This window comes from Stenotrophomonas sp. AB1(2024) (genome assembly GCF_037482345.1).
Classification (GTDB): Bacteria; Pseudomonadota; Gammaproteobacteria; order Xanthomonadales; family Xanthomonadaceae; genus Stenotrophomonas.
The window spans coordinates 318,413-341,205 of the sequence record NZ_JBBHKO020000001.1; the positions used below are offsets into that span (position 1 = coordinate 318,413).

Below are 22,793 nucleotides of genomic sequence, written 5' to 3' on the forward strand. Positions count from 1 at the left end.
TAGATGAAAACGCAGGCTATACTCGGGACAGTTCCGTACCCCACGCCGGAACGACCAGAACCCGTATACCGGAAACGACATCATGCGCCCGCAGCCGCTCGCCGCTTGTCTTGCTCTGGCCGTCTTCCTGCCCTTCGGGGTTGCCGCCCAGGCCGCACCTGCTCCTGCCGTACCCGCCGCTGCCCCGGCAGCCGCGCCAGCCGCCCCGCCTGCCCTGACCGGCAGCTTCGACAATGGCCGCGTGCTGGCCTATACCTGCCAGGGGTGCCACGGCATCACCGGCTACAAGAACGCCTACCCCAGCTATCGGGTACCAAAGATCGGTGGGCAGACCCAGCAGTACCTCAGCCAGGCGCTGAGCGAATACCGCCAGGGCAAGCGCCGGCATCCCACGATGCAGGCGCAGTCCATGAGTTTCAGCGAACAGGAGATCGCCGATCTCGCTGTTTACCTGTCCACCGTCCAATAAGCGCGCTCATGACGAAAGCCACGCCGTTCAAGCGTCACGCCATCGCCCTGTCCGTTGCCCTGCTGCTGGCTGCCTGTTCGCAGTCGCAGGTGGAAAACAGCACAGATTCCGCCGCCGACCCGGGCCACGCCAGTGGCGAGCACGGTTCAGGCTCCTCCGCCGGCCTGCCGGCTGGCCGCATCGCCCAGGGTCAAGGGCGTGCCCAGGTCAGGAGCAAAGCGACCAACCAGAGCTGCATCGACTGCCACGGCGTCGACGGCAACAATCCGATCGACCCGACCTACCCGAAACTGGGCGGGCAGTACGGCGATTACCTGGCCCATGCCCTGCAGGCCTACCGGGCCGGAGATCGTCAGCATCCGCTGATGACCGCGCAGGCCACCGACCTGAGCGACCAGGACATTGCCGACCTGGCCGCGTATTTCGGTTCGCGGCCGAGCCAGCTGCGGGATCTGCACGGGTTGAAATGATTGCCGACGCGCGTAGAGCCACGCCGCGCCTCGCCAGCCTTCATGCGCCTTGCAGATGAACGCGTCGCCACGCGCCCATGCCCCGCCGCATCGGTACGGGGCATGGTTCTGTTGCGTGGCTGTTTTTCGGTTCGCGGTCATGAACGTCTGATGCGTGGTTTCGGTCGGGGCTAAACGCCGGCGACATTGCCGGCGCGTGCGGTTTATGTGCCCGGACGCTTGTGCCGCGCTGCGCGCGGTTGCCGACTAACAGTCGGCGCTACGAATTGCTGGCGAACGCAGGACGATCCGGATACGGCGGGAACGAACGCAGGACGATCCGGATACGTCGGAAACGAACGCATGGCGATCCGGATACGCCGGGAAAGAACGCATGACGATCCGGATGCGCCAACCGCTGGTAGCGCCGACTGTTAGTCGGCTGCCTTTACCCGGGAACGCGCGTTACGAATCCAGCTCTTCCCAACGCTTGTACGCCGCATCCAGTTCCGCCTGCACACCACCCAGCTTCTGCGTATGCGCCGCCATGTCAGGTGCGCTGCGCTGGTAGAACGCCGGGTCGTTCATCGCGGCGGTCAGGCCTTCGACGTCCTTCTCCAGCGTTTCGATCTTCAACGGCAGTTGCTCCAGCTCGCGCTGATCCTTGAAGCTGAGCTTGCGCTTGGGGGCGGCGGGTGCCGCCGCTGCAGCTGCCGGCGCAGCCGCCGGCCTGGCCGCAACCACCGGCGCTGCGGCAGCCGCCGCTTCCACCCGTGCCGCATGCCGCTGCCAGTCGGTGTACCCACCGACGTACTCGCCCACCACGCCGTCGCCTTCCATCACCATCGTGGAGGTCACCACGTTGTCCAGGAAGTCGCGGTCATGGCTGACCAGCAGCAAGGTGCCGGTGTAGTCGCCAAGCAGCTCTTCGAGCAGTTCCAGGGTTTCCACGTCCAGGTCGTTGGTCGGTTCGTCCATCACCAGCAGGTTCGACGGCTGCGCGAACAGCTTGGCCAGCAGCAGCCGGTTGCGCTCGCCACCGGACAGGCGGGTGATCGGTGCGCGCGCACGCTCGGGGGTGAACAGGAAATCCTGCAGGTATGCATGCACGTGCTTGCGCTTGCCGTTGACCTCGAGGAAATCGCGGCCCTCGGCCACGTTCTCGATGGCGGTCCAGTCCTCGCGCAGCACCGAACGGTACTGGTCGAAATAGGCCACCTGCAGGTTGGTGCCGGCGCGCACTTCGCCACTGTCCGGCGCCAGGTCGCCCAGCAACAACTTGAGCAGCGTGGTCTTGCCGCTGCCGTTGGGGCCGATCAGGCCGATCCGGTCGCCGCGCAGGATGGTGGTGCTGAAGTCCTTGACCATCACCCGCTCGCCGAACGCGAAGGAAATGTCCTTGACGTCGATGACCTTCTTGCCGGAGTTCTCCGCCTGCGAGGCTTCCATGCGCACGTTGCCGCCGAGTTCACGGCGCTGCGAACGCTCGCTGCGCATCGCCTTGAGGCGGCGCACGCGGCCTTCGTCGCGGGTGCGGCGGGCCTTGATGCCCTGTCGGATCCAGACTTCTTCCTGGGCCAACATCTTGTCAAAGCGTGCATTCTCCTGCGCCTGCGCATTCAACCGTTCTTCGCGGCGGCGTTCGTAGTTGGCCCAGTCGCCCGGCCAGCTGGTGACCTGGCCGCGATCGATCTCGACGATGCGGGTGGCCAGCGCGCGCAGGAAGCGACGGTCATGGGTGACGAACACCACGCTGCCATTCCAGTTCTTCAGGAACATTTCCAGCCAGTCGATGGCCTCGATGTCCAGGTGGTTGGTCGGTTCGTCGAGCAGCAGCAGGTCCGGCGCGGACACCAGTGCGCGCCCCAGCAGCACGCGGCGCTTCATGCCGCCGGACAGGCGCGCGAATTCGGCTTCGCCATCGAGGTCGAGCTTGGTCAGCGTTTCGCTCACGCGCTGGTCCAGGCCCCACCCGTTGGCGGCGTCGATCTTGGCCTGAACGGCCGACAGGGCATCGCCGTCGAATTCTTCGGCCACGCTCAGGTGATGGAATTCGGCCAGCCACTGGCCCAGCTCGCCCAGGCCATCGGCGACCACGTCGAACACGCTACCGGCCGCGCCATGCGGCACTTCCTGCTCCAGCCGGGTGATGCGCACCCCCTGCTGCACGCGCACTTCTCCGTCGTCGGGCTTGTGGTCGCCGGACAACAGCTTGAGCAGGGTGGATTTGCCGGCGCCGTTGCGGCCGATCAGGGCGATGCGTTCGCCCGGCTCGATCGACAGTTCGGCTTTTTCCAGCAACAGCGGGCCGCCGACGCTGAAGTCGACGTTTTGCAGAGTAATCAGAGGCATCCGGCCATTGTACGGGCTGGCGGTCCCTGGCGTCGCTCAGCCGGAGGCGAAAACCGCTGGCGGCAGGTCCAGCAACGCCGCCAATGGCGGCGGCACCCGTTTGCCGGGATGGCGCACCACCCACAGCTGGCGCGACAGGGGCGGCAGCGGGGTGTGGAGGATCCGTAGCGTCCCCAGTGCCACCAGATCGGCCACTGCATGCCGGGACAGGCAGGCCAGCCCCAGCCCCGCAGCAGCAGCCTGCTTGATCGCCTCGGTGCTGCCCAGCTGCATGGCGCGCGCGAAATGATGCAGGTGGGGCAGCAGGGCCTGCTCGACCGCTTCGCGGGTCCCCGAGCCGGGCTCGCGCAGCAGCCAACGCGCGCCGGCCAGTGCAGCGACATCCACCACATCAGGCAACGGTGCGGCGGCAGCGGCCACGATCACCAGCGCATCGCGCTGCCAGGGCAGCACCTCCAGGCCGCTCTCATGGCAGGGCCCTTCAATGAGGCCCAGGTCCACCTCCAGCCGCTGCACGGCGGCCACCACGTCGGCGCTGTTGCCGATCCGCAGGTCCACCTGGGCCTGCGGGTTGGCCGCCAGCAATGCGGCCACCCGGCCAGGCAGCAGGTAGTTGCCGATGGTGGTGCTGGCACCGATCCGCAGGTTCAGGGGCAGTACTCCGGCAGTCCCCGCCTGCCCCACCCCGGCCTGCCCTTCCAACTCCGTTGCCGCCACCAGCAGCGCGCGGGCCGGATCGAGCAGCGCCCGGCCCGCGGGGTTCAGCACCAGCCGGCGCCCGATCCGGTCGAACAGTGGCTCGGGCAGCTGTCCTTCCAGCTCGTTGAGCGCGGCACTGGTCGCCGACTGAGACAACTGAAGCCGGACCCCGGCGGCGGCCGTCGAACCGGCATCGGCCACGCTGACGAAGACCTGCCATTGGCGGAGGGTGAGGCGCATCGGCAATCAACCCGTTTTGTCGCTTGTAATGACTAAAACAATGCGTTTTACAGGTTGATTGGTCAAGCGCAGCCTGTACCTGTCCCCTTCGAGAGCGCCCCGTGGTCACCAACGCATCGCCCTTCCCTGCCTCCCTCCCACGCTGGCGCGCCCGCGCGCCGGGCCTGCTGCTGACCCTCGTCCTGGCCGCGGCGGCGATTGTCCTGTCCACGTTGCCGTGGCTGCAGGCACACGGGATCAGCGCGCTGACCCTGGCGATCGTGCTGGGCATCGGGCTGGGCAACACGGTATACCCGCGCCTGGCGTCGCCTGCCGCAGATGGGGTCGGCTTCGCCAAACACTGGCTGCTGCGTGCCGGCATCGTGCTGTATGGCATGCGCCTGACCTTCCAGGACATCGGGCAGGTCGGCATCGGCGGGGTGTTGATCGACGCGCTGGTGCTCGGCAGCACCTTCGGGCTGGCGTGGTGGGCGGGTACGCGCTGGTTCGGGATCGACCGCGACACCGCGATGCTGATCGGTGCCGGCAGCGCGATCTGCGGGGCGGCGGCGGTGATGGCTGCGGAACCGGTGGTACGCGGCCGTGCCGAACAGGCAACCGTGGCGGTGTCCACGGTGGTGGTGTTCGGCACGCTGGCCATGTTCCTCTATCCGGCGCTCTATCAGTTCAATGTGGCGCATGCCTGGCTCCCGCTGGGCGAACAGGCCTACGGGGTGTTCACCGGTTCGACGGTGCATGAAGTGGCCCAGGTGGTGGCGGCCGGGCGTGCGGTCAGCGAGGGCGCGGCAGATACGGCCGTGATCGCCAAGATGGTGCGGGTGATGATGCTGGCACCGTTCCTCGTCGCGTTGTCGCTGCTGCTGGCGCGCGGCCGGGTAGGGCAGCCGGGCGCGGCCAGGGCGAAGATCGTGGTGCCGTGGTTCGCGTTTGGCTTCGTGGCAGTCGCCGGCATCCATTCGCTGCACGTGCTGCCGCCCTCCCTGGTCGCAGCAGTGATCGATCTGGATACGCTGCTGCTGGCGATGGCGATGGCCGCGCTGGGCCTGACCACCCATGCCTCTGCCCTGCGCCGGGCGGGACCCGGACCGCTGCTGCTGGCCCTGCTGCTGTTCGGTTGGCTGCTGGGCGGCGGGCTGGCGATCAACCTGGTCGTGCATCGGTTGCTCGGCTGAGCGGGTAGAATGTGGCATGAACGAATTCTCCGAACTGCCCCTGTCGGCCTCGCTGGCGGCGGGCATCGACGCGCTGGGCTACACCCAGATGACCCCCGTGCAGGCGCAGGCGCTGCCGGCCATCCTGGCGCGCCGCGACCTGATCGCCCAGGCCCCCACCGGCAGCGGCAAGACCGCCGCCTTCGGACTGGGGCTGCTGCAGGCACTGGACCCGGCGGTGATCCGCGCCCAGGCGCTGGTGCTGTGCCCCACCCGTGAACTGGCCGACCAGGTCGGCAAGCAGATCCGCAAGCTGGCCACCGGCATCCCCAACCTGAAACTGGTGGTGCTGACCGGCGGCATGCCGCTGGCCCCTCAGCTGGCCTCGCTGGAAGCGCACGATCCGCATGTGGTGGTGGGCACGCCCGGCCGCATCCAGGAACTGGGCCGCAAGCGCGCCCTGAAACTGGGCGGGGTGACCACGCTGGTGCTGGACGAAGCCGACCGCATGCTCGACATGGGCTTTGAAGAGCCGATCCGCGAAATCGCCGGACGCACCAGCAAGGACCGGCAGACGCTGCTGTTCTCGGCCACCTATCCCGACGAGATCCGCGAGATCGCGCGCGTGCTGTTGCGCGACCCGGTCGAAGTCACCGTCGATGGCGCCGACCACGCGCCGGCGATTCGCCACCTGTTCTGCGAAGTCGACCTGGCCAGCAAGCAGAAGGCGCTGGCCGGCCTGCTGCTGAAGTACACGCCGGAATCGACGGTGGTGTTCTGCAACACCCGCCGCGACGTGGATGACGTAGCCGTTTCGCTGCAGCAGTTCGGCTTCTCGGCGCTGCCGCTGCATGGCGAAATGGAACAGCGCGACCGGGATGAAGTGCTGGTGCGCTTTGCCAACCGCAGCTGCAACGTGCTGGTGGCCAGCGACGTGGCCGCGCGCGGGCTGGACGTGCAGGACCTGGCAGCGGTGATCAATTACGAGCTGCCCACCGATATCGAAACCTACGAACACCGCGTGGGCCGCACCGGCCGTGCCGGCGCCACTGGCCTGGCGATCAGCCTGGTGACCGGGCGCGAGCGCAGCCGGGCCGATGCGCTGGAAGCAGCGCAGGGCAAGCCGCTGGACTGGCAGAAGACCCCGCTGGCCACCGCACGGCCGGCCGTATTGCCGCAGGCAGCGATGGAAACCCTGCGCATCGACGGCGGCAAGACCGACAAGCTGCGTCCGGGCGACATCCTGGGCGCGCTGACCGGCGATGCCGGGCTGTCGGCCAAGGTGATCGGCAAGATCGACATCTACGCCACCCGTTCCTACGTGGCCATCGCCCGCGAACACGTGGGCAAGGCCATCGCGCGGCTGGAAGCGGGCAAGATCAAGGGCCGGCGTTTCCGCGTGCGGAAGATGTAAAAGGCAGCCGTAGAGCCACGCCCTGCGTGGCTGCGGAATCTCAATACACCAGGTTCGCCACCAGCGGCACGTCGCTGGCCCAGCGTTCGCGGCCACCGAGTCCAGCCAGCTCCACCAGCACTGCGGCACCGAGCACCTCGACCTGCAGCTGCATGGCCAGCGACAGCGCTGCCAGCAGCGTGCCGCCGGTTGCCAGCACGTCGTCCACCACCAGCACGCGTGCACCGGGCGGCAATGCATCGGCATGCACTTCGATGCTGTCGGTGCGGTATTCCAGCGTGTAGTCCTGCTTCAGCGTGCGACCGGGCAGTTTGCCCGGCTTGCGCACGGGGACGAAGCCCACGCCCAGCACCCGCGCCATCGCCGCGCCCAGGATGAAGCCGCGCGATTCAATGCCCAGCACCGCATCCAGGCGGGCATCGCGCCACGGGGCGACCATCGCGTCGATCGCAGCGGCGAAATCATCGCCATCGGCCAGCAGCGGCATGATGTCCTTGAACAGGATGCCCGGCTTGGGGAAATCGGCGACGTCGCGCAGGCGGCCAGCCCAGGCGGGGGTGGCGGAGGAATCGGTCATGGAGAAAGTACAAACCAAAGGGGTGGCATAGGGTATGACGCTTTCAGCCCTGCCGTACATCGCACATAAGTGCGATAATCGCCCCAACAGGCCACTCACCCACCTCCATGCAGGGTTCGGGGTGCCCCGCAGCAGCAGCGCGGGGTCGGGATGTGCAGGCCGACGGTCCCCGCCACGCCTGGCGCGCGCGGGCCTGCCCTGCATTTTCAGCAGGGTTTTCCTGTAGAGGTTCATGCAACGTGGACAAGAACGCGAAACACCCGGCCCTGTGCCGCTTCCTGGTGGTCCTGCTCGGCATCGTGGTCATGCTGGTCGGCCTTGCTCTGTTGGTCGGCGGGTTCCGCCTGGTGCAGCTGGGCGGCAGTTGGTACTTCCTGTTGATGGGCGCGGCGACCGTCGTCGCCGGCGCCCTGCTGGTGGCGCGGCGCGCGCTTGGCGCGGTGCTGTATGGGGTGGCCTTCCTCGCCACGGTGGCATGGGCGCTGGTCGATGCCGGGCTGGAATTCTGGCCGCTGGTGTCGCGACTGGTCATGCCGGCCGTGCTGGCACTGCTGGTCGCGCTGGCCTGGCCGGCACTGCGTCGCGGCCGCGGCCACCCCGCCGGCCGGGGCGCCTACGGGGTGGCGGCCATGCTGCTGGCAGGGCTGCTGGGCACCGCGTTCGCGGCATTCCAGCCGCGGCCGGTGGTGGCCGCCAGCGGCGCGCGTCCGGCCGTGGTGCCGGTCGCCAAGGGCTTGGAACAGCGCGACTGGATGCATTGGGGCAACACCACCGCCGGCACCCGTTTTGCCGCGCTGGACCAGATCACCCCGGCCAATGTCGAGCAGCTCCAGGTGGCCTGGACCGCGCATACCGGCGATGTGCCGCAGAGCAACGGCTTCGGTGCCGAGGACCAGAACACCCCGTTGCAGATAGGCGACACGCTGTACCTGTGCACCCCGCACAACCGGGTGATCGCCCTGGATGTGGACAGCGGCAAGCAGCGCTGGTCGTTCGATCCCAAGGCCACCGCGCCGAACTGGCAGCGCTGCCGCGGCCTGGGCTACTTCGACGTCAGCCTGCCGCTGGTCGGCGTGCCGACCCTGACGGCAGCGCCCCCCACTGAACCGGCTGCAGCCGTTGCCGCTGCCCCACCGGCGGTGTGCGCCAGGCGCCTGCTGATGACCTCCATCGATGCGCGCCTGTTTGCGCTCGATGCCGCCACCGGTGCCCCCTGCCCCGACTTCGGCGACAACGGCGTGGTCGACCTGAAGGTCGGCATGGGCGAGATCAAGCCCGGCTTCTTCACCCTGACCGCCGCCCCGCTGGTGGCCGGCGAACTGGTGATCGTGGGCGGCCGCGTAGCCGACAACATCGAAGTGGACGAACCCTCGGGGGTGGTGCGTGCCTACAACGTGCGCACCGGCGCATTGGCCTGGGTGTGGGATCTGGCGAAGGAAACGCCGGACGTACCACTGGATGCGTCGGTCCAGTACACACGTGCCACGCCCAACGTCTGGACCTCGCTGGGTTACGACCCCGAGCTGGGCCTGGTCTACCTGCCCACGGGCAACACCACGCCGGACGCGTGGGCGGGTCAGCGCACCCCCCAGGATGACAAATACAGCTCGGCCGTGGTTGCGCTGGACGTGGCCACCGGCAAGGAGCGCTGGGTCTACCAGACGGTGCACCACGACCTGTGGGATTACGACCTGCCGGCGCAGCCGACCCTCACCGATGTTCCTGATGGCAAGGGCGGTACCCTCCCGGCGCTGCTGCAGGTCACCAAGGCCGGCCAGGTGTTCATGCTCAACCGCATCACTGGCGAGCCGATTACCGAGGTACGCGACATCAAGGCACCGCAGGGCAGCGCGGACGGCGAGCGCTACTCGCCGACCCAGCGCCTGTCGGTGGGGCTGCCGCAGTTCGGCGCGCAGACCCTGACCGAATCGGACATGTGGGGCGCCACGCCGATCGACCAGATGCTGTGCCGCATCCAGTTCAAGAAATTCCGCTATGACGGCATCTTCACTCCGCCAGGCGAGGATCTGGCGCTGCAGTGGCCCGGTTCGCTGGGCGGCATGAACTGGGGCAGCGCGTCGCTCGATCCCACCACCGGCTATCTGTTCGTCAACGACATGCGCCTGGGCCTGTGGACCAAGCTGATTCCACGTGCACAGATGGCCAGCGGTGCCGGTGGCGTTGAAATGGGCGCCGCGTCGCAGACCGGCACGCCGTATGGCTCTCTGCGTGACCGCTTCCTGTCCGAACTCGGCATCCCCTGCCAGAAACCACCGTTCGGCACCCTGTCGGCGATCAACCTGGCGACCCATCAGCTGGTCTGGCAGGTGCCGGTGGGCACGGTGAAGGACACCGGACCGCTGGGCATCAAGATGGGCCTGCCGATCCCGATCGGCATGCCGACCCTGGGCGGCTCGCTGGCCACCCAGTCCGGCCTGCTGTTCTTCGCCGGCACCCAGGATTACTACCTGCGCGCCTTCGACAGCCGCAGCGGCGAAGAAGTGTGGAAGGCACGCATGCCCGTAGGCAGCCAGGGCACCCCGATCACCTACGTCTCGCCCAGGACCGGTCGCCAGTATGTGGTGATCTCCGCCGGCGGCGCGCGCCAGTCGCCGGATCGCGGCGACTACGTGATCGCCTACGCGCTGCCCTCCGTGCATTGAGGCCCGCCTGCGCCACGGCCACATGGCCGTGGTGCGCCCGGCTTCGTTTCGCCGCGTGCAGCCCTTACCATGCACGATCACCGAGCACGAAACATCACCATGTCCGCCCCACCTCCCAGCCGTCGAACCAAGCGCGCTCCTGCCCCACCGCAGGATCGCGGCCTCAGCCATGAGCTGATGCAGCTGATCCAGGACAACCAGGGCGATCCGGATTTCATGACGTCGCTCGGCCGTGGCCTGGTGGTGCTGAGCGTGTTCTCGCAGCATCCGCGCGAAGTCACCATGTCGCAGATCAGCACCGAGACCGGGATTTCGCGCGCGGCCGTGCGCCGCGTGCTTTACACACTGGAGAAGCTGGGCTACGTGGGCGAACAGGGACGCGGCTTCGTGCTGCTGCCGCGGGTGCTCGGCATGGGTGGGGCGTACGTGGCATCGTCGTCCATGACCGCTGCCGCACAACCGGTGCTCGATGCGCTACGCGACGATGTGCACGAATCCTGCTCGCTGGGCGTGCTGGATGGCGACGACGTGCTGTACGTGGCACGCGCCGAAACCGTGCGGATCATGTCGATCGGCCTGCGCGCCGGCAGCCGTCTGCCAGCCTACTGCACCTCGATGGGGCGCATCCTGCTGGCGGCACTGCCGCGCGACACGCTGGAAAACTACCTGGAGCGCAACCCGCTGCGGCCGCGTACCCAACGCACCATAACGCGCATGGACGAATTCCTTGAAACACTCGAACGCGTGCGCCGCGAAGGCGTGTCACTGGTCGACCAGGAGCTGGAAATCGGCCTGCGTTCGATCGCGGTGCCGGTGCGCGCGCGCAGTGGCGAGGTGGTCGGGGCGTTGAACATCGGCACCCAGGCCGGGCGCATCAACCTGAGCACGATGCAGTCGCAGTTGCTGCCGCGTCTGCGTGAGGCGGCACAACGGCTGGGCACGCTGCTGCATTGAGGATTGGCGCCGGGCAGCGCCCGGCCTCACACGCCCTGTTGTTCTTCCAGGACAGGTCGGGCCAGCGCGAAGGCGTGGTTGGCCGCCGGTACGCCACAGTAGATGGCCGCCTGCAGCAGCGCTTCCTTGATTTCGTCCGGGGTGACCCCGTTGTTGCGGGCCGCACGGATGTGCAACGTGAATTCTTCGTCGTGGCCCAACGCTACCATCATCACGATGGTCAACAACGAGCGCGTATGCCGCGGGAGGCCATCGCGGGTCCACACGGTGCCCCATGCGGTGCGGGTGATGAATTCCTGGAACTCGGTGGTGAAATCGGTGCGGGCCTGCAGCGAGCGATCCACGTGGGCATCGCCCAACACGGCGCGACGGACCGACAGGCCGGCTTCGTAACGTTCTTTTTCGTCCATGGTCGGGGACTCCGGTGATCAGCGCAGATGCGCGACAAGCGCGGCGGTGAACGCCGCAGGGGATTCAAGGTTGCAGATGTGCCGGCCCGGCACCGTCAGCGCGCGGCCGTGCTGGACACCCTCGGCAATCTGCTGGAGGTCGGCCACTGGACAGACCGGATCGTCATCGCCGGCGATGGCCAGCGTGCGCACCGCGATGCGGCCGAGCTGGTCGCGAAAGTCCGCCGTGGCCACCGCATGGCAGCAACCGACATAACCGGCCACGGGGGTGGCCTCGAAGCGCTGCAGGATGTCGTCGACCTGCGCAGCATGCGTCGCGGCGAATGCCGGCGTGAACCAGCGTTCGGCGGTACCGGCGCGCAGCGGCGCCAGCCCGCCCTGCCCGACCTGGGCAATCCGTGCCTGCCAGGTGTCGGCGGTCCCGATCTTCGCGGCGGTGGCGGCGACAGTCAGCGAGTGCAGGCGCCCACTGGCATTCACGCCCAGCCATTGGCCGGTGAGCCCACCGATCGACAATCCGCAGAAATGGCTTCGTTCAACGCCAAGATGGTCCCACAGCGCGAGCACATCCGCGCCGAGCGCGTCGATGTCGTACGGCCCCGGCGGCGCGCTCGACTGTCCATGCCCACGCCGGTCGTAACGCAGGATGCGGAAACGTGCCGACAGCGCGTCCACCTGCGGTTGCCACATCGACAGGTCGGTGCCCAGCGAATTGCAGAAGGTGAGCCAGGGCGCGTCGTCGGGACCGTCGATGCGGTAATGCAGACGGTGGCGGTCAAGCGCAAGGAAAGCCATGCGGTACTCCAGGGAGAGCGGTCAGCCGCGCGCGAGCACGCGGTCGATCCAGGTATCGGTCATGCCACGCCAGCTGTCCGGCGCGAACAGCGCCTCCAGTTGGTCGGCAGAAAGGTGCGCAGCCACCTCCGGCATCTCCTGCAGGACCTCGCGCAGGTGGCGCGATTCGCCCAGCGCCCGGTGGGCGGCCAGTTCGACCAGCGCATGCGCGGCGGACTTGCCCAGCGCCCCGGCCAGGGTCACCGCCACCGCCTCGGCGTAGAGCAGCCCACCGTGGCTGTCCAGGTGCGCCTGCATGCGCGCACGGTCCAGCTGCAGGCCCTGCACCACGACGCTCACCTGGGCCAGGCTGCCGGCGCACAGGCGTACGATCTCCGGCACCGTTTCCCATTCTGCATGCCATTGCCCGGCGGCACGCTCATGCGGTTGCGGCATGGCCGCGAACAAGGTGGACACCAGCCCTGGCACGCGCGTGGCCGCGGCGATCGCCGCCACGCAGCCCACGGGGTTGCGTTTGTGTGGCATCGCCGAGGACCCTCCCTTGCCTTCACCCGTCGGCTCGAACGCTTCTGCCACTTCGGACTGCATCAACAGCACGATGTCGGTGGCGATCTTGCCCAGCGTGCCGGCCAGCAGCGCGAAGGTGCTGCCCAGTTCGGCAATGCGGTCGCGCGCGGCATGCCAGGGCAATGCCGGCACCGGCAGCTGCAGTTCTTCGCCGAGCAGCTCGGCCACGTCCAGCCCGCGCGACTGCAGCGAGGCCAGTGTGCCGGCGGCGCCGCCGAACTGCAGCACCAGCGTGTCGCTGCGCAGCGCGTGCAGACGGCGTTGGCTGCGCTGCAGGGCATCCAGCCAGCCCGCCGCCTTCAGCCCGAACGTCACCGGCACGGCCTGCTGCAGCAGTGTGCGCCCGGGCAACCCTGTGCCACGCTCGGCCATGGCCAGCTTGGCCAATGCAGTGCACAGCACCTGCAGGCGCGATTCGATGTGGTCCACCGCGGCACGCAGCTGCACGACCGCACCGCTATCGATGATGTCCTGGCTGGTCGCGCCCCAATGCACCCAGCGCGCGGCGTCGGCATCACGCCGCCTGACTTCCGCCGTCAGTGCCTTGACCAGCGGAATGGCGGGATTGCCGGCCAGCGCGGTGGCCTGGCCAAGCGCCTCCAGCGGGTACAACGATGCCGCGCAGGCGGCCTGGATCGGCGCAAGCGCGGCGGCGGGGATCACCGCGCAACGCACCTGCGCGCGCGCCAGCGCGGCTTCGACATCCAGCATCGCCTGCAGGCGCGCGGTATCGGTGAACACGGCATCCACCACGGGATCACCGAACAGGGCACCGAGCAGGGAGTGGGAATCGCGCATCAACCAGCTTCCATCCAGAGTGGGAACAGCTTACCCGCGCCCGGCGGTGCCGGGCGTGGAGGCGGCATCAGTAGTCGAAGAACACCGTTTCCCGCTCGCCCTGCATATGCACATCCCAGCGATACTGGCCGGTGCCGCTGGCCTGTGCGACCAGGGTGTCGCGGCGCTCGGCAGGTACCAGCGCCAGGATCGGGTCGGAAGCGTTGCTGGACGCATCGCTGAAATACAGCCGCGCACTGGCCGCACGCAGCAGGCCACGCATGAACACCAGCACCATCAGGTGCGGCGCCTGCGGCTCACCCCGCGGACCGGCCACGCTGCCCGGCTTGATCGTGGTGAAGCTGAAACGACCCTGGTCGTCGGTCGGCACCCTGCCCCAACCGGCGAACGCCGGGTCGTGCGTTGCATGGCGCGGATCTTCAGGGTGCGCGTAGATGCCCTGCGCGTCGGCCTGCCAGATCTCCAGCACGGCGTCGGACACCGGCACGCCAACGCCATCGAACACCTGGCCCTGCACTTCGATGCGCTCGCCCAGTGCGGCGGCGGGCGCGATCTCGACGCGGTACAAGGGTTCCAGGCCCAGCCGGTAATACGGGCCCACGGTCTGCCACGGAGTGGATTGGAAACTCATCTGCTTACTCCCACACGGTCATCTTGCGACCGCGCAACACGATGTCGAAGCGGTAGCCGAGGGCGAATTCGTTGGCGGTGTTTTCCCAGTCGAACGAGGACACCATGCGCGCCCGGGCCTTGGGATCGTCCACGCAGTTATAGATCGGGTCGTACTCGAGCAGCGGGTCGCCGGGGAAATACATCTGCGTGACCAAGCGCTGGCCGATACCCTCGCCGTGCAGCGAAAAGTGGATATGCGCCGGGCGCCACGCGTTGTAGTGGTTCCGCCACGGATAGGCACCGGGCTTGATGGTGGTGAACCGGTAGCGTCCGTCCTGGTCGGTGAGCACCTGGCCGGTCCCCTTGAAGTTCGGATCCAGCGGCGCGTCGTGCTGGTCGCCCTTGTGCAGGTAACGGCCTGCGGCATTGCACTGCCACACCTCGACGATGCGGTTGCGTACCGGGCGTCCGTTCTCATCGAGTACGCGCCCGCTGACCACGATCCGCTCGCCCAGCGGCTGGCCGGGGAAGCCGGCGGTGAGATCGGCGGCGCGCGCTCCCAAGGTGACCCGATCCAGGGTCGGACCGGTCACTTCGGACAACGTGGCCGGGATGCTGATCGGGTCACGGCTGGGACCGCGCAGGCGGGTGGACGCATACGGCAGGTGGATGCGCGCCGGCTGGGAGCCGGGATAGGGCCTGCGGTATCCGCGCAGGTCGGTGGGATCGCTCATGGCGTACTCCAGGTAGCGGGCGGCATTGCGGCCGCAGCGGACAGGCACCGGCACGCTGCCACGCGAGGGCGGCAGCGGCCGTGAAACAGGGCCATGCAGGAATGGCTCACAGACGCTCGATGGCCAGGGCCACGCCCTGGCCGACGCCGATGCACATGGTGGCCAGGCCGCGGCGGCCGCCGCTGGCTTCCAGCTGGCGCAGCAGGGTGAGCGCGATGCGCGCGCCGCTCATCCCCAGCGGATGGCCGAGCGCGATGGCGCCGCCATTGGCGTTGACGTGCGGAGCGTCGTCGGCGAGGCCGAGCTCGCGAAGGCACGCCAGCCCCTGCGACGCGAACGCCTCGTTGAGCTCGATCGCGTCGAAATCGCCGATCGTCAGCCCCAGGCGCGCCATCAGTTTACGGCTGGCAGGAACCGGGCCCATCCCCATCACCGCCGGCTCCACGCCCGCGCTGGCGAAGCCGAGGATGCGCGCGCGCGGGGTCAGCCCCAACGCTTTTACCTGCGCGCCGGAGGCCAGCAGGAGTGCGGCCGCGCCGTCGTTGATGCCCGAGGCATTGCCAGCGGTCACCGTGCCCGGGGCACGGAACAGCGGCTTGAGTCTGGCCAATGCCTCCAGCGTGGTGTCCGCACGCGGGTGCTCGTCGCGCTCCACCCGAACCTGCTCACCGCGTTTACGACCGGGGGCGTCAACCGGGATGACCTCGCCATCGAAGAAGCCGCGCGCCTGGGCCGCTGCAGCACGCTGCTGACTGCGCAGCGCGAAAGCGTCCTGGTCCTCGCGGGAAACGGCGTAACGCATGGCCACGTTCTCTGCGGTCTGGCCCATCGTTTCCACCCCGTGCATGTCGCACAGCCGCGGATTGATGAAGCGCCAGCCCATCGTGGTGTCTTCCAGGACCTGGTCTCGGGCGAACGGCGTGGACGCCTTGCCCATCACCATGGGCGCGCGCGACATTGATTCGACGCCGCCGGCAATGGCCAGGCCGAGTTCGCCTGCGGCAATGCCACGGGCCACGGTGCCGATCGCATCCAGGCCCGAGCCGCACAGGCGGTTGATCGTGCTGCCCGGCACGGTCACTGGCAGGCCGGCCAGCAGCAGGCTCATGCGGGCGACGTTGCGGTTGTCTTCGCCGGCCTGGTTGGCGCAGCCCAGGTAAACGTCCTCGATCAGCGTCGGATCCAGATGCGGATGGCGCGCGAGCAGCGCCTTGAGCGGGAGCGCGCCAAGGTCGTCGGCACGGATGCCGGACAGCGCGCCGCCGTAGCGGCCTATCGGGGTGCGGATGCCATCGATGAGGTAGGTGTCGTGCAGGTGCATGTCAGGCTCCTTCCACCACCTGCAGCGGCAGGCCGGTCAGTTCGCGCAGCTGTTCCAGGCTCACCCCCTCGACCATCTCACGTACGCGCGCACCGTCCTTGCCAAGGTCGAATACACCCACGTCGGTGTAGACGCGCGATACGCAGCGCAGACCGGTCAACGGATAGGTGCATGCGGCGACCAGCTTGCTCTCACCCTGTCGGGTCAGCAGGTCCATCATCACGAACACCTGCTTGGCACCGATGGCCAGGTCCATCGCACCGCCCACGGCCGGAATCGCGCCGGCAGCGCCGGTGCTCCAGTTGGCCAGGTCGCCGTGCGCCGAGACCTGGAAGGCCCCTAGCACGCAGATGTCCAGGTGGCCGCCACGCATCATGGCGAACGAATCGGCGTGGTGGAAATAGCAACCGCCGGTGAGCAGCGTCACCGGCTGCTTGCCGGCATTGATCAGGTCCGGGTCCTCGGCGTCGGCTGACGGCGCCGGCCCCATGCCGAGCAGACCATTCTCCGACTGCAGGAAAATCTCCTTGTCGGCAGGCAGGAAGTTGGCCACTGTCGTCGGCAGGCCGATGCCCAGGTTGACGTAGGCGCCCTCGGGAATATCGCGCGCCACGCGCGCAGCCAGCTGTTCACGGCTCAGGCGGTTCATGCGTGCGCTCCCGCAGGGGTGCCATCGGCGAGCGCGACCACGCGCTGCACGAAGATTCCCGGGGTCACCACCGCTTCGGGATCGAGCTCGCCCAGCGCTACCACCTCGCGTACCTGCACGATCGCGCAGCGCGCGGCCATCGCCATCAACGGGCCGAAGTTGCGGGCGGTCTTGCGATACACCAGGTTGCCCCAGCGGTCGCCCCGGTCGGCCTTGATCAACGCGAAGTCGGCATGCAACGGATACTCCAGCACATAGTGGCGGCCGTCGATTTCGCGCGTTTCCTTGCCGTGTGCCAGCTCGGTGCCATAACCGGTGGGGGTGAAGATCGCCCCGAGCCCCGCGCCAGCCGCATGGATGCGCGCGGCCAGGTTGCCCTGCGGCACCAGTTCCAGCTCGATCTCACCGGCGCGGTAGGCCGCGTCGAAATGCTGCGAATCGGCCTGACGCGGGAACGAACAGACGATGCGGCGTACCCGACCGTGCCGGATCAGCGCGGCCAGCCCGGCGTCGCCGTTGCCGGCATTGTTGTTGATGACGGTCAGCCCGCCCGCGCCCTGCGCGATGAGGGCTTCGATCAGGGCGTCGGGCATGCCGGCGGTGCCGAACCCGCCGATCATCACCGTCGCTCCGTCGTGGATATCGGCCACCGCTGCTTCAGCGCTGGCCACGATCTTGTCGATCACTGCGTTGCTCCTTGCCGGGTCCTGGCGGACCCGGCGACGTACGTTGGAAAACCGGACCGGGTCATGGTGGGCAGCCGTCGTGTCGCGGTCAATCCGATTATCGGATATATGTTTCGATAATCGCACAGAATCACCCCTACGTCCGCGCTTGACCAACGCCGACGCGGAGGCCCATGCACGCCCACGCCGCCAGTGCCAGCGGCAACGCACACAACACGTACAGCGCCGCAGGGGACCAGCCGGCGTCCACCAGCAGCCCCACGCTGAGCGGCGACAGGATGGCGCCGACCCGACCGATGCCGATCGCCCAGCCCAGCCCCGTCGTGCGCACGTCGGCGGCGAAGATCACCGGTGCCGCCGCGTACAGTCCTGCCATCCCACCGAACAGCGCCGCCCCGATCACGAACGCCACGGGGAAGGCAATGCCCAGGTCGGTGTTGAAGCCGGCGAATGCGAGCATGGCCAGCATCGCCAGCAGCAGGCTGGCGCTGGTCAACCGCGAGAGCGCCCAGCGCGAGGCGAACCAGCCGAACAGGCTGCCGCCGACGATGCCGCCCAGGTTGAGGAGCACGCCACCGGTGATGCCCTGCTGGGCCGATACGCCGGCCGACACCAGCAGCTTGGGTGTCCAGCTCAGCACGAAGTAGAACGCGAACATGTGCAGGAAGAAGGCCACTGCGATCAGGATCGAGACGCGGCGCAGGTCGCCGACGAACAGCGCCGCATAGCCGCTGTGCCGGCGATCGCGCGATGGCGCAACGGGCAGCGCTTGCAGCGTGGGCATGTGCATGCGTTGCAGCAGCGCGTTCAGCCGCGGCAACGCATTGCGCGGCCGCCGGGCCACCAGGAAATCGAGCGACTCGGGCAGGCACGTGAGCACCAGCGGAATGCACAGCAGCGATGCGCCGGCACCGACCAGGAACACGCTGTGCCAGCTGAAGTGTTCCAGCATCCACGCCGCCAGCAAGCCGCCCAGCGTGGCGCCGATCGGGTAGCCGGTGGCCTGCAGTGCCACGGCGGTGCTGCGCCATTTCGGGTTGGCGTACTCGGCGGAGATCACCCCTATCCCGGCCAGCATGCCACCGATGCCGATACCGGTGAACACCCGCAGCGCACCCAGCTGCCAGGCATTGGCGGCCAGTGCGGACAGCGACATGCCCAGCGTGAGGATCACAAGACAGCACATGATCATGGGCCGCCGGCCCCAGCGATCGGCCAGCGGCGCCAGCAGGAAGGACCCCAGCGCCATGCCAACGAGCCCGGCGCTCAGCATGGCACCCAGCACCTTGCCCGACAGCGCCCATGCGGATGAAACATGCGGGGCGGTAAACGCCATCACCATCACATCGAAGCCATCGAGCATGTTCAGCAGCACGCAGACAGCAATCGCCGTCCACTGGAAGGGACTCATGCGTTCAAGCACGAGGGGCGAGGCAGCGGCGGAGGCGTGGCTCATGACGGGGTCCTGCGACGACGTGATGCGAAAAAGCGGCGGGAAAGTCTCACCGACCGGCCTGGCTGGAGGCATGGATGACCCCAAGCACCGACTGCAGCTGCTCGACCTCGACCTGACCTGGCGCGGAGGGCGTGCCGATCATTCCGAAGGTCAGTGCCTGGCCAAAGGTTTCGCCGGCCAGGCGCGAGACCACGCCGGTTCCCCCCATCGACATGGTCAGCAGCGGTCTGCTGCTGCGCTGGCGCACCTGCCAGGTGGCATCGAGCAGCGCCAGAACGTCGCCGGCATCGTGCGGCATCACCGCGATCTTCAGCACGTCGGCACCCAGCGCCTCCTGGCGCATCAGCCGCGCAACGATTTCCTCGCGCGCCGGGGTGGCGTGGAAATCATGGTTGGACATCACCACCTTGACCCCGGCCTGGTGCGCCTGCGCAACGAGCGCGACCACCACGGCAGGGTCGCGGAACATTTCCACGTCCATCAGCTGCGCGAACCCGCCGCGCAGCAGCGCCGCATTCAATGCACCGTAGTCGGCGTCGCTGATCGCCTTGCTGCCGCCCTCCGCCTTGGTGCGGAAGGTGACGATCATCGGCTTGCCGTCCAGCGTGCGCTCGATGCGCTGGCCCAGCGCGACCAGTGCCTTGGCATCGGTAGCGATATCCAGGTAGTCGATGCGCCACTCGGCCAGGTCGGTGGCCTGGCTGGCGGCGATGGCGGCGGCCTGCTGCAGGGCCTGTTCGGCGGTGGCACCGGTGATCGGCACGATGGTACGCGGGGCGCCCTCGCCGATGCGCAGCGCGCCTACCTGCAGCGGGGTAACCGGAACGGCCGGCGCAGCGTACGCCACGGCGGCAGCACCGCCCAGCACGGCGGCGATCATGAAGGAAGTCAGCATGCGCATGCGGTTCACCAGGATTGAGAGAAGAAGGCGGTGCATCAGAAGATCACCTTGGCCTGCACGCCCAGCGCCCACGCGTTGTCGGTGCGGGTGTAGGCGAACGTGCCGGGATTGACGATGTACTGCAGGTCCGGCCGGATCATCAGCCACGGATTGACCTGGACGCTATAAGAGAGTTCGAACAGTTCTTCGGCCTGACTGAGACGGTACAGCGGCGAATCGGCAGGCACGCCCATGCCGGCAAGATCGGCGCGACGCGCATCGATCAGTCGACGGTTGATGTCCGCGCCGACATAGCCAAGCGCAATGCTGTCCTGCGCGCGCGGACCGATCCCCTGGTAAACGCCGCCCAGCGCATACCAGCGCCGGATCTGCGCGGTGTCGGTGTCGGAAACCATGTACTGCGCGAAGCCGGTGAGGCCGCGCTGCGGGTCGCCTGTCTCGCGGGTGAGGCGCTGCTCGGCAAGCACGTAGACGCCGTGGCGGCCCGTGGTGGGCGAGGTGTCGAGCCCGCGCTGGTTCACCCGCGAGGTGTCGTAGTAGCCGCCGAACTTGTACACGCCGGGGTGGGCGCCCCCCTTGTCGGGCGTCCAGGTCACTTCCAGTGGAATCAGCGAGCCGGTGGTGCCGGAGACGAACGGACGGAACGCGTTGCGTTCGATGTTGCCGCCCAGGTTCGGATTGACCTGGAACCAGCCGGTGTGGACGTTCAGCGCAGGGCTGACCTGCTGGGCAACTTCCCCGCCCCAGCGCGCGGTCGGATAGTTGTACCAGCCGCTGTTGCCGGACATGGCCAGCGGGTGCGCGCAGAACGCCGCGTTGACGAAGTGGGTCAGCAGGGCATGCACGCCGAACTGGTTGCCCATCGCGTAGTAGCCCAGCTTGAAGTACGACCGCCCGGCGTTGAACGTCTGGTCATAGCTCAGCTCGGTGAGCCGCGTGTACTGGCCACCGTAGGCTTCCTGGATCGGGAAGCGGTTACCGACCAGATCGACCGAGGTGCTGTTGCCGCGACGGTCGTTGAGGGTGAAGTGGAACGCACCACCATCCCAGCCGGCCAACCGGCCCATGTCCAGGTCCATGCCCACGCGCACCTGCTGCGCATAGCGCGCGCCGGTCTCGCCGTAGCCGCCGTCGAGCACGCCCATCGCCTCACCGACGTAGTCGCCACGAAAAGCCACGCCGCGGTTGGCAAGATCGGTGCGGGTGCCACCCCAGTCGCCGGTCAGGGTCTTGCCGGTGTAACGGTTGGCCTCCTGCGCGGACGCCAGGGCCGGTAGCAGCAGGCAGCCGGCGATCATCGCAGCCAGGGAAGTGCGGTGTGGAATAGCCATCGGAATCTCTCGTGATCGGAAGGTCAGCGCAGCGACAGCGGCGCGCTCAGCGGTGAGGTGGCGCCCTGCGCAGACGTCGCCGTGGCCGTCACCGTGGCGATATCGGCGGCATCGGGAAGTGCCAGGGTGAACCTGCCCTGCCCGTGCGCATCGGTGACCGCGTCCACCGTGCCGAGCAGGCGCTCGGCTTCGCTGCCGCGCGCGGCGCGGTTGCCGAATACTTCCAGCAGGTAGCGCTGTCCGGGCATGCCGCTGAAGGTCCCGCTGAGGGTCCGCGCCGCGCCGCGCCCCTGCACGGCGTGCAGGGTCGGTGCGGGCTGGCCGAGGTTCGGCGGCGGTTGGCAGTCCGTCGTGTCCGCACCGACGCAGATGCGCGCGCGCCTGCCCGGATCGGCATCCACCCCGCGACCGCGGGAGCCGACGAAGCTCGCATGCTCAAGGCCGGGAACACCGAACACGATCGCACCGCGCGGCTGGCCGCTGGCACAGGCACCACCCGCTTCACAACGCTCGATCGGCAGGCCGTTGCCGCTGATCTGGTTCGCGCTGAATCGGTTCGGCGCGCTGAGCGGCTGCGGCCGGACCGCGATACCGATACCATTTCCCTGGATCGTGTTGCCATCGACGACATTGTCGCTGCCGGTGACGCTCACGCCGATCGAATTGCCGCTGAAGGTGTTGGCCCCGATGTAGTTGCGGTTGCCCCAGTTGATCTGAAGGCCATCGGAGTAGTCGAGGAAGTGGTTGCGCACCACCGTGTTGTCGTTGCCCCACAGGATCTCGATCCCCTGCGATGGCTCGGGATTGGCCGGGGTCGACTGGAACACGTTGTCGGCCACCAGGTTCCATGCCGCGCCACGCGTCAGCTCCAGGCCATCGCCATTGTCCAGGAACACATTGCGCACGATGCGGTTGTGGACGGTGGTGGTGGTGGACTGGCCCTTGCCGTCGTCGCCGGTGAGCATGATGCCGGCCCCCCCCTTGTTGGCAACGATGCGGTTGTCGCGGATCTCGCTGTCGCGGGTACGATTGAGCAGCACGCCGATGCAGAAGTTGCGGATCTCAAGCCCGGCCAGCTCCACGCCATGCGTATCGCGCAGGACCAGCCCCGGCAGCGTGGTGGTACGGACATTGGTTCCGGACTGGCCCGGTTCGGCGCCCGGGCAGGCATCGGTGCCGGTGCCGGGCACGTAACCGGCGCCATCGATGGCCACGAAACGGCCTTCGCTGGCCCAAGGGGTACCAACGAGCTGCACGGGCCCGATGATCTCCGGCAAGGGCGAGGCGAGGCGGATCACGTAAGGCGCATCGCCTACCGCGCCGATCTCGATGCGGTAACGGCCCGGCACCTGGTTGGCGGTGGTGATCGCCCATCGCAGCGAGCCGGGGTTGGCATCGTCGGCGTAACGGTCCACGCGCAGCAGCTGCAGCGCCTCGCGCGGCGGCTCGGCCTGATAGGCCAGCGCCAGCGATGGGAACACGGCAAGCAGGGACAGGGAAACAACGTACAGACGACAGCGCATGCCGGCACTCCGCGCAGGGGGGAAGGGAATGGGGTGGATCGC

21 protein-coding genes are annotated in these 22,793 nt (G+C 68.1%); 6 read left to right on the plus strand and 15 right to left on the minus strand.

What is annotated here, in order from left to right; all coding sequences use genetic code 11:
• Window positions 1–82 precede the first annotated feature (82 nt).
• Both WIX41_RS01345 and WIX41_RS01350 read left to right on the plus strand, forming a co-directional pair.
• Window positions 83–469 (plus strand): c-type cytochrome, encoded by a 387-nt coding sequence (locus tag WIX41_RS01345; RefSeq protein WP_339445396.1) that lies wholly within the window; start codon window positions 83–85, stop codon window positions 467–469.
• 8 nt (window positions 470–477) lie between these two features.
• Complete coding sequence (locus WIX41_RS01350) at window positions 478–939, plus strand: c-type cytochrome (protein WP_409187295.1); 462 nt, start codon at window positions 478–480, stop codon at window positions 937–939.
• Between the two features lie 444 nt (window positions 940–1,383).
• On the opposite strand, the gene WIX41_RS01355 is transcribed toward WIX41_RS01350, so the two are convergent.
• Both WIX41_RS01355 and WIX41_RS01360 read right to left on the minus strand, forming a co-directional pair.
• Window positions 1,384–3,270, minus strand: a complete 1,887-nt coding sequence (locus WIX41_RS01355) for an ATP-binding cassette domain-containing protein (RefSeq protein WP_339445397.1) — start codon at window positions 3,268–3,270, stop codon at window positions 1,384–1,386.
• Between the two features lie 36 nt (window positions 3,271–3,306).
• Window positions 3,307–4,209 (minus strand): LysR family transcriptional regulator, encoded by a 903-nt coding sequence (locus tag WIX41_RS01360; protein WP_339445398.1) that lies wholly within the window; start codon window positions 4,207–4,209, stop codon window positions 3,307–3,309.
• A gap of 101 nt (window positions 4,210–4,310) precedes the next feature.
• On the opposite strand from WIX41_RS01360, the gene WIX41_RS01365 reads away from it, so the two are divergent.
• Window positions 4,311–5,381 (plus strand): YeiH family protein, encoded by a 1,071-nt coding sequence (locus tag WIX41_RS01365; RefSeq protein ID WP_339445399.1) that lies wholly within the window; start codon window positions 4,311–4,313, stop codon window positions 5,379–5,381.
• Between the two features lie 16 nt (window positions 5,382–5,397).
• Window positions 5,398–6,774 (plus strand): ATP-dependent RNA helicase DbpA, encoded by a 1,377-nt coding sequence (gene dbpA, locus WIX41_RS01370; RefSeq protein ID WP_339445400.1) that lies wholly within the window; start codon window positions 5,398–5,400, stop codon window positions 6,772–6,774.
• A 40-nt stretch (window positions 6,775–6,814) separates the two neighbouring features.
• Here the strand turns inward: dbpA and WIX41_RS01375 are convergent, their stop codons facing one another.
• Entirely contained in the window at window positions 6,815–7,351 is a 537-nt protein-coding gene (locus tag WIX41_RS01375) for an adenine phosphoribosyltransferase (RefSeq protein WP_339445401.1), read from the minus strand.
• Between the two features lie 239 nt (window positions 7,352–7,590).
• Between WIX41_RS01375 and WIX41_RS01380 the strand changes: the two genes are divergently transcribed.
• Window positions 7,591–10,014, plus strand: a complete 2,424-nt coding sequence (locus WIX41_RS01380; protein ID WP_339445402.1) for a membrane-bound PQQ-dependent dehydrogenase, glucose/quinate/shikimate family — start codon at window positions 7,591–7,593, stop codon at window positions 10,012–10,014.
• A 99-nt stretch (window positions 10,015–10,113) separates the two neighbouring features.
• Window positions 10,114–10,968: an IclR family transcriptional regulator domain-containing protein gene (locus tag WIX41_RS01385; protein WP_339445403.1), complete on the plus strand. Its 855-nt coding sequence runs from the start codon at window positions 10,114–10,116 to the stop codon at window positions 10,966–10,968.
• Between the two features lie 26 nt (window positions 10,969–10,994).
• Here the strand turns inward: WIX41_RS01385 and pcaC are convergent, their stop codons facing one another.
• The 12 genes from pcaC to WIX41_RS01445 all read right to left on the minus strand — a co-directional run bounded on the left by pcaC (window position 10,995) and on the right by WIX41_RS01445 (window position 22,751).
• Window positions 10,995–11,378, minus strand: a complete 384-nt coding sequence (gene pcaC / locus WIX41_RS01390) for a 4-carboxymuconolactone decarboxylase (protein ID WP_339445404.1) — start codon at window positions 11,376–11,378, stop codon at window positions 10,995–10,997.
• An 18-nt stretch (window positions 11,379–11,396) separates the two neighbouring features.
• Window positions 11,397–12,173 (minus strand): 3-oxoadipate enol-lactonase, encoded by a 777-nt coding sequence (gene pcaD / locus WIX41_RS01395; RefSeq protein WP_339445405.1) that lies wholly within the window; start codon window positions 12,171–12,173, stop codon window positions 11,397–11,399.
• Window positions 12,174–12,194: 21 nt separating this feature from the next.
• Window positions 12,195–13,538 carry a 3-carboxy-cis,cis-muconate cycloisomerase gene (locus WIX41_RS01400; RefSeq protein ID WP_339445406.1) on the minus strand — a complete coding sequence of 448 codons (1,344 nt, stop codon included), beginning with the start codon at window positions 13,536–13,538 and terminating at the stop codon, window positions 12,195–12,197.
• A 67-nt stretch (window positions 13,539–13,605) separates the two neighbouring features.
• Window positions 13,606–14,169, minus strand: a complete 564-nt coding sequence (gene pcaG / locus WIX41_RS01405) for a protocatechuate 3,4-dioxygenase subunit alpha (protein ID WP_339445407.1) — start codon at window positions 14,167–14,169, stop codon at window positions 13,606–13,608.
• Window positions 14,170–14,173: 4 nt separating this feature from the next.
• On the minus strand, window positions 14,174–14,884 hold the full coding sequence (pcaH, locus tag WIX41_RS01410; protein ID WP_339445408.1) for a protocatechuate 3,4-dioxygenase subunit beta: 711 nt from the start codon (window positions 14,882–14,884) through the stop codon (window positions 14,174–14,176).
• 106 nt (window positions 14,885–14,990) lie between these two features.
• Entirely contained in the window at window positions 14,991–16,199 is a 1,209-nt protein-coding gene (gene pcaF / locus WIX41_RS01415) for a 3-oxoadipyl-CoA thiolase (protein WP_339449388.1), read from the minus strand.
• Window positions 16,200–16,206: 7 nt separating this feature from the next.
• Complete coding sequence (locus WIX41_RS01420) at window positions 16,207–16,854, minus strand: 3-oxoacid CoA-transferase subunit B (RefSeq protein WP_339445409.1); 648 nt, start codon at window positions 16,852–16,854, stop codon at window positions 16,207–16,209.
• Window positions 16,851–17,540 (minus strand): 3-oxoacid CoA-transferase subunit A, encoded by a 690-nt coding sequence (locus WIX41_RS01425; protein WP_339445410.1) that lies wholly within the window; start codon window positions 17,538–17,540, stop codon window positions 16,851–16,853. Before WIX41_RS01425 ends, WIX41_RS01420 begins: the two co-directional genes overlap by 4 nt.
• A gap of 136 nt (window positions 17,541–17,676) precedes the next feature.
• A complete protein-coding gene (locus tag WIX41_RS01430) occupies window positions 17,677–18,996 on the minus strand; it encodes an MFS transporter (RefSeq protein WP_339445411.1) in 1,320 nt (439 codons plus the stop codon).
• A 46-nt stretch (window positions 18,997–19,042) separates the two neighbouring features.
• On the minus strand, window positions 19,043–19,933 hold the full coding sequence (aroD, locus tag WIX41_RS01435; RefSeq protein WP_339445412.1) for a type I 3-dehydroquinate dehydratase: 891 nt from the start codon (window positions 19,931–19,933) through the stop codon (window positions 19,043–19,045).
• Window positions 19,933–21,228: a carbohydrate porin gene (locus WIX41_RS01440; protein ID WP_339445413.1), complete on the minus strand. Its 1,296-nt coding sequence runs from the start codon at window positions 21,226–21,228 to the stop codon at window positions 19,933–19,935. Before WIX41_RS01440 ends, aroD begins: the two co-directional genes overlap by 1 nt.
• Before the next feature lie 23 nt (window positions 21,229–21,251).
• A complete protein-coding gene (locus WIX41_RS01445; protein WP_339445414.1) occupies window positions 21,252–22,751 on the minus strand; it encodes a right-handed parallel beta-helix repeat-containing protein in 1,500 nt (499 codons plus the stop codon).
• Window positions 22,752–22,793 lie beyond the last annotated feature (42 nt).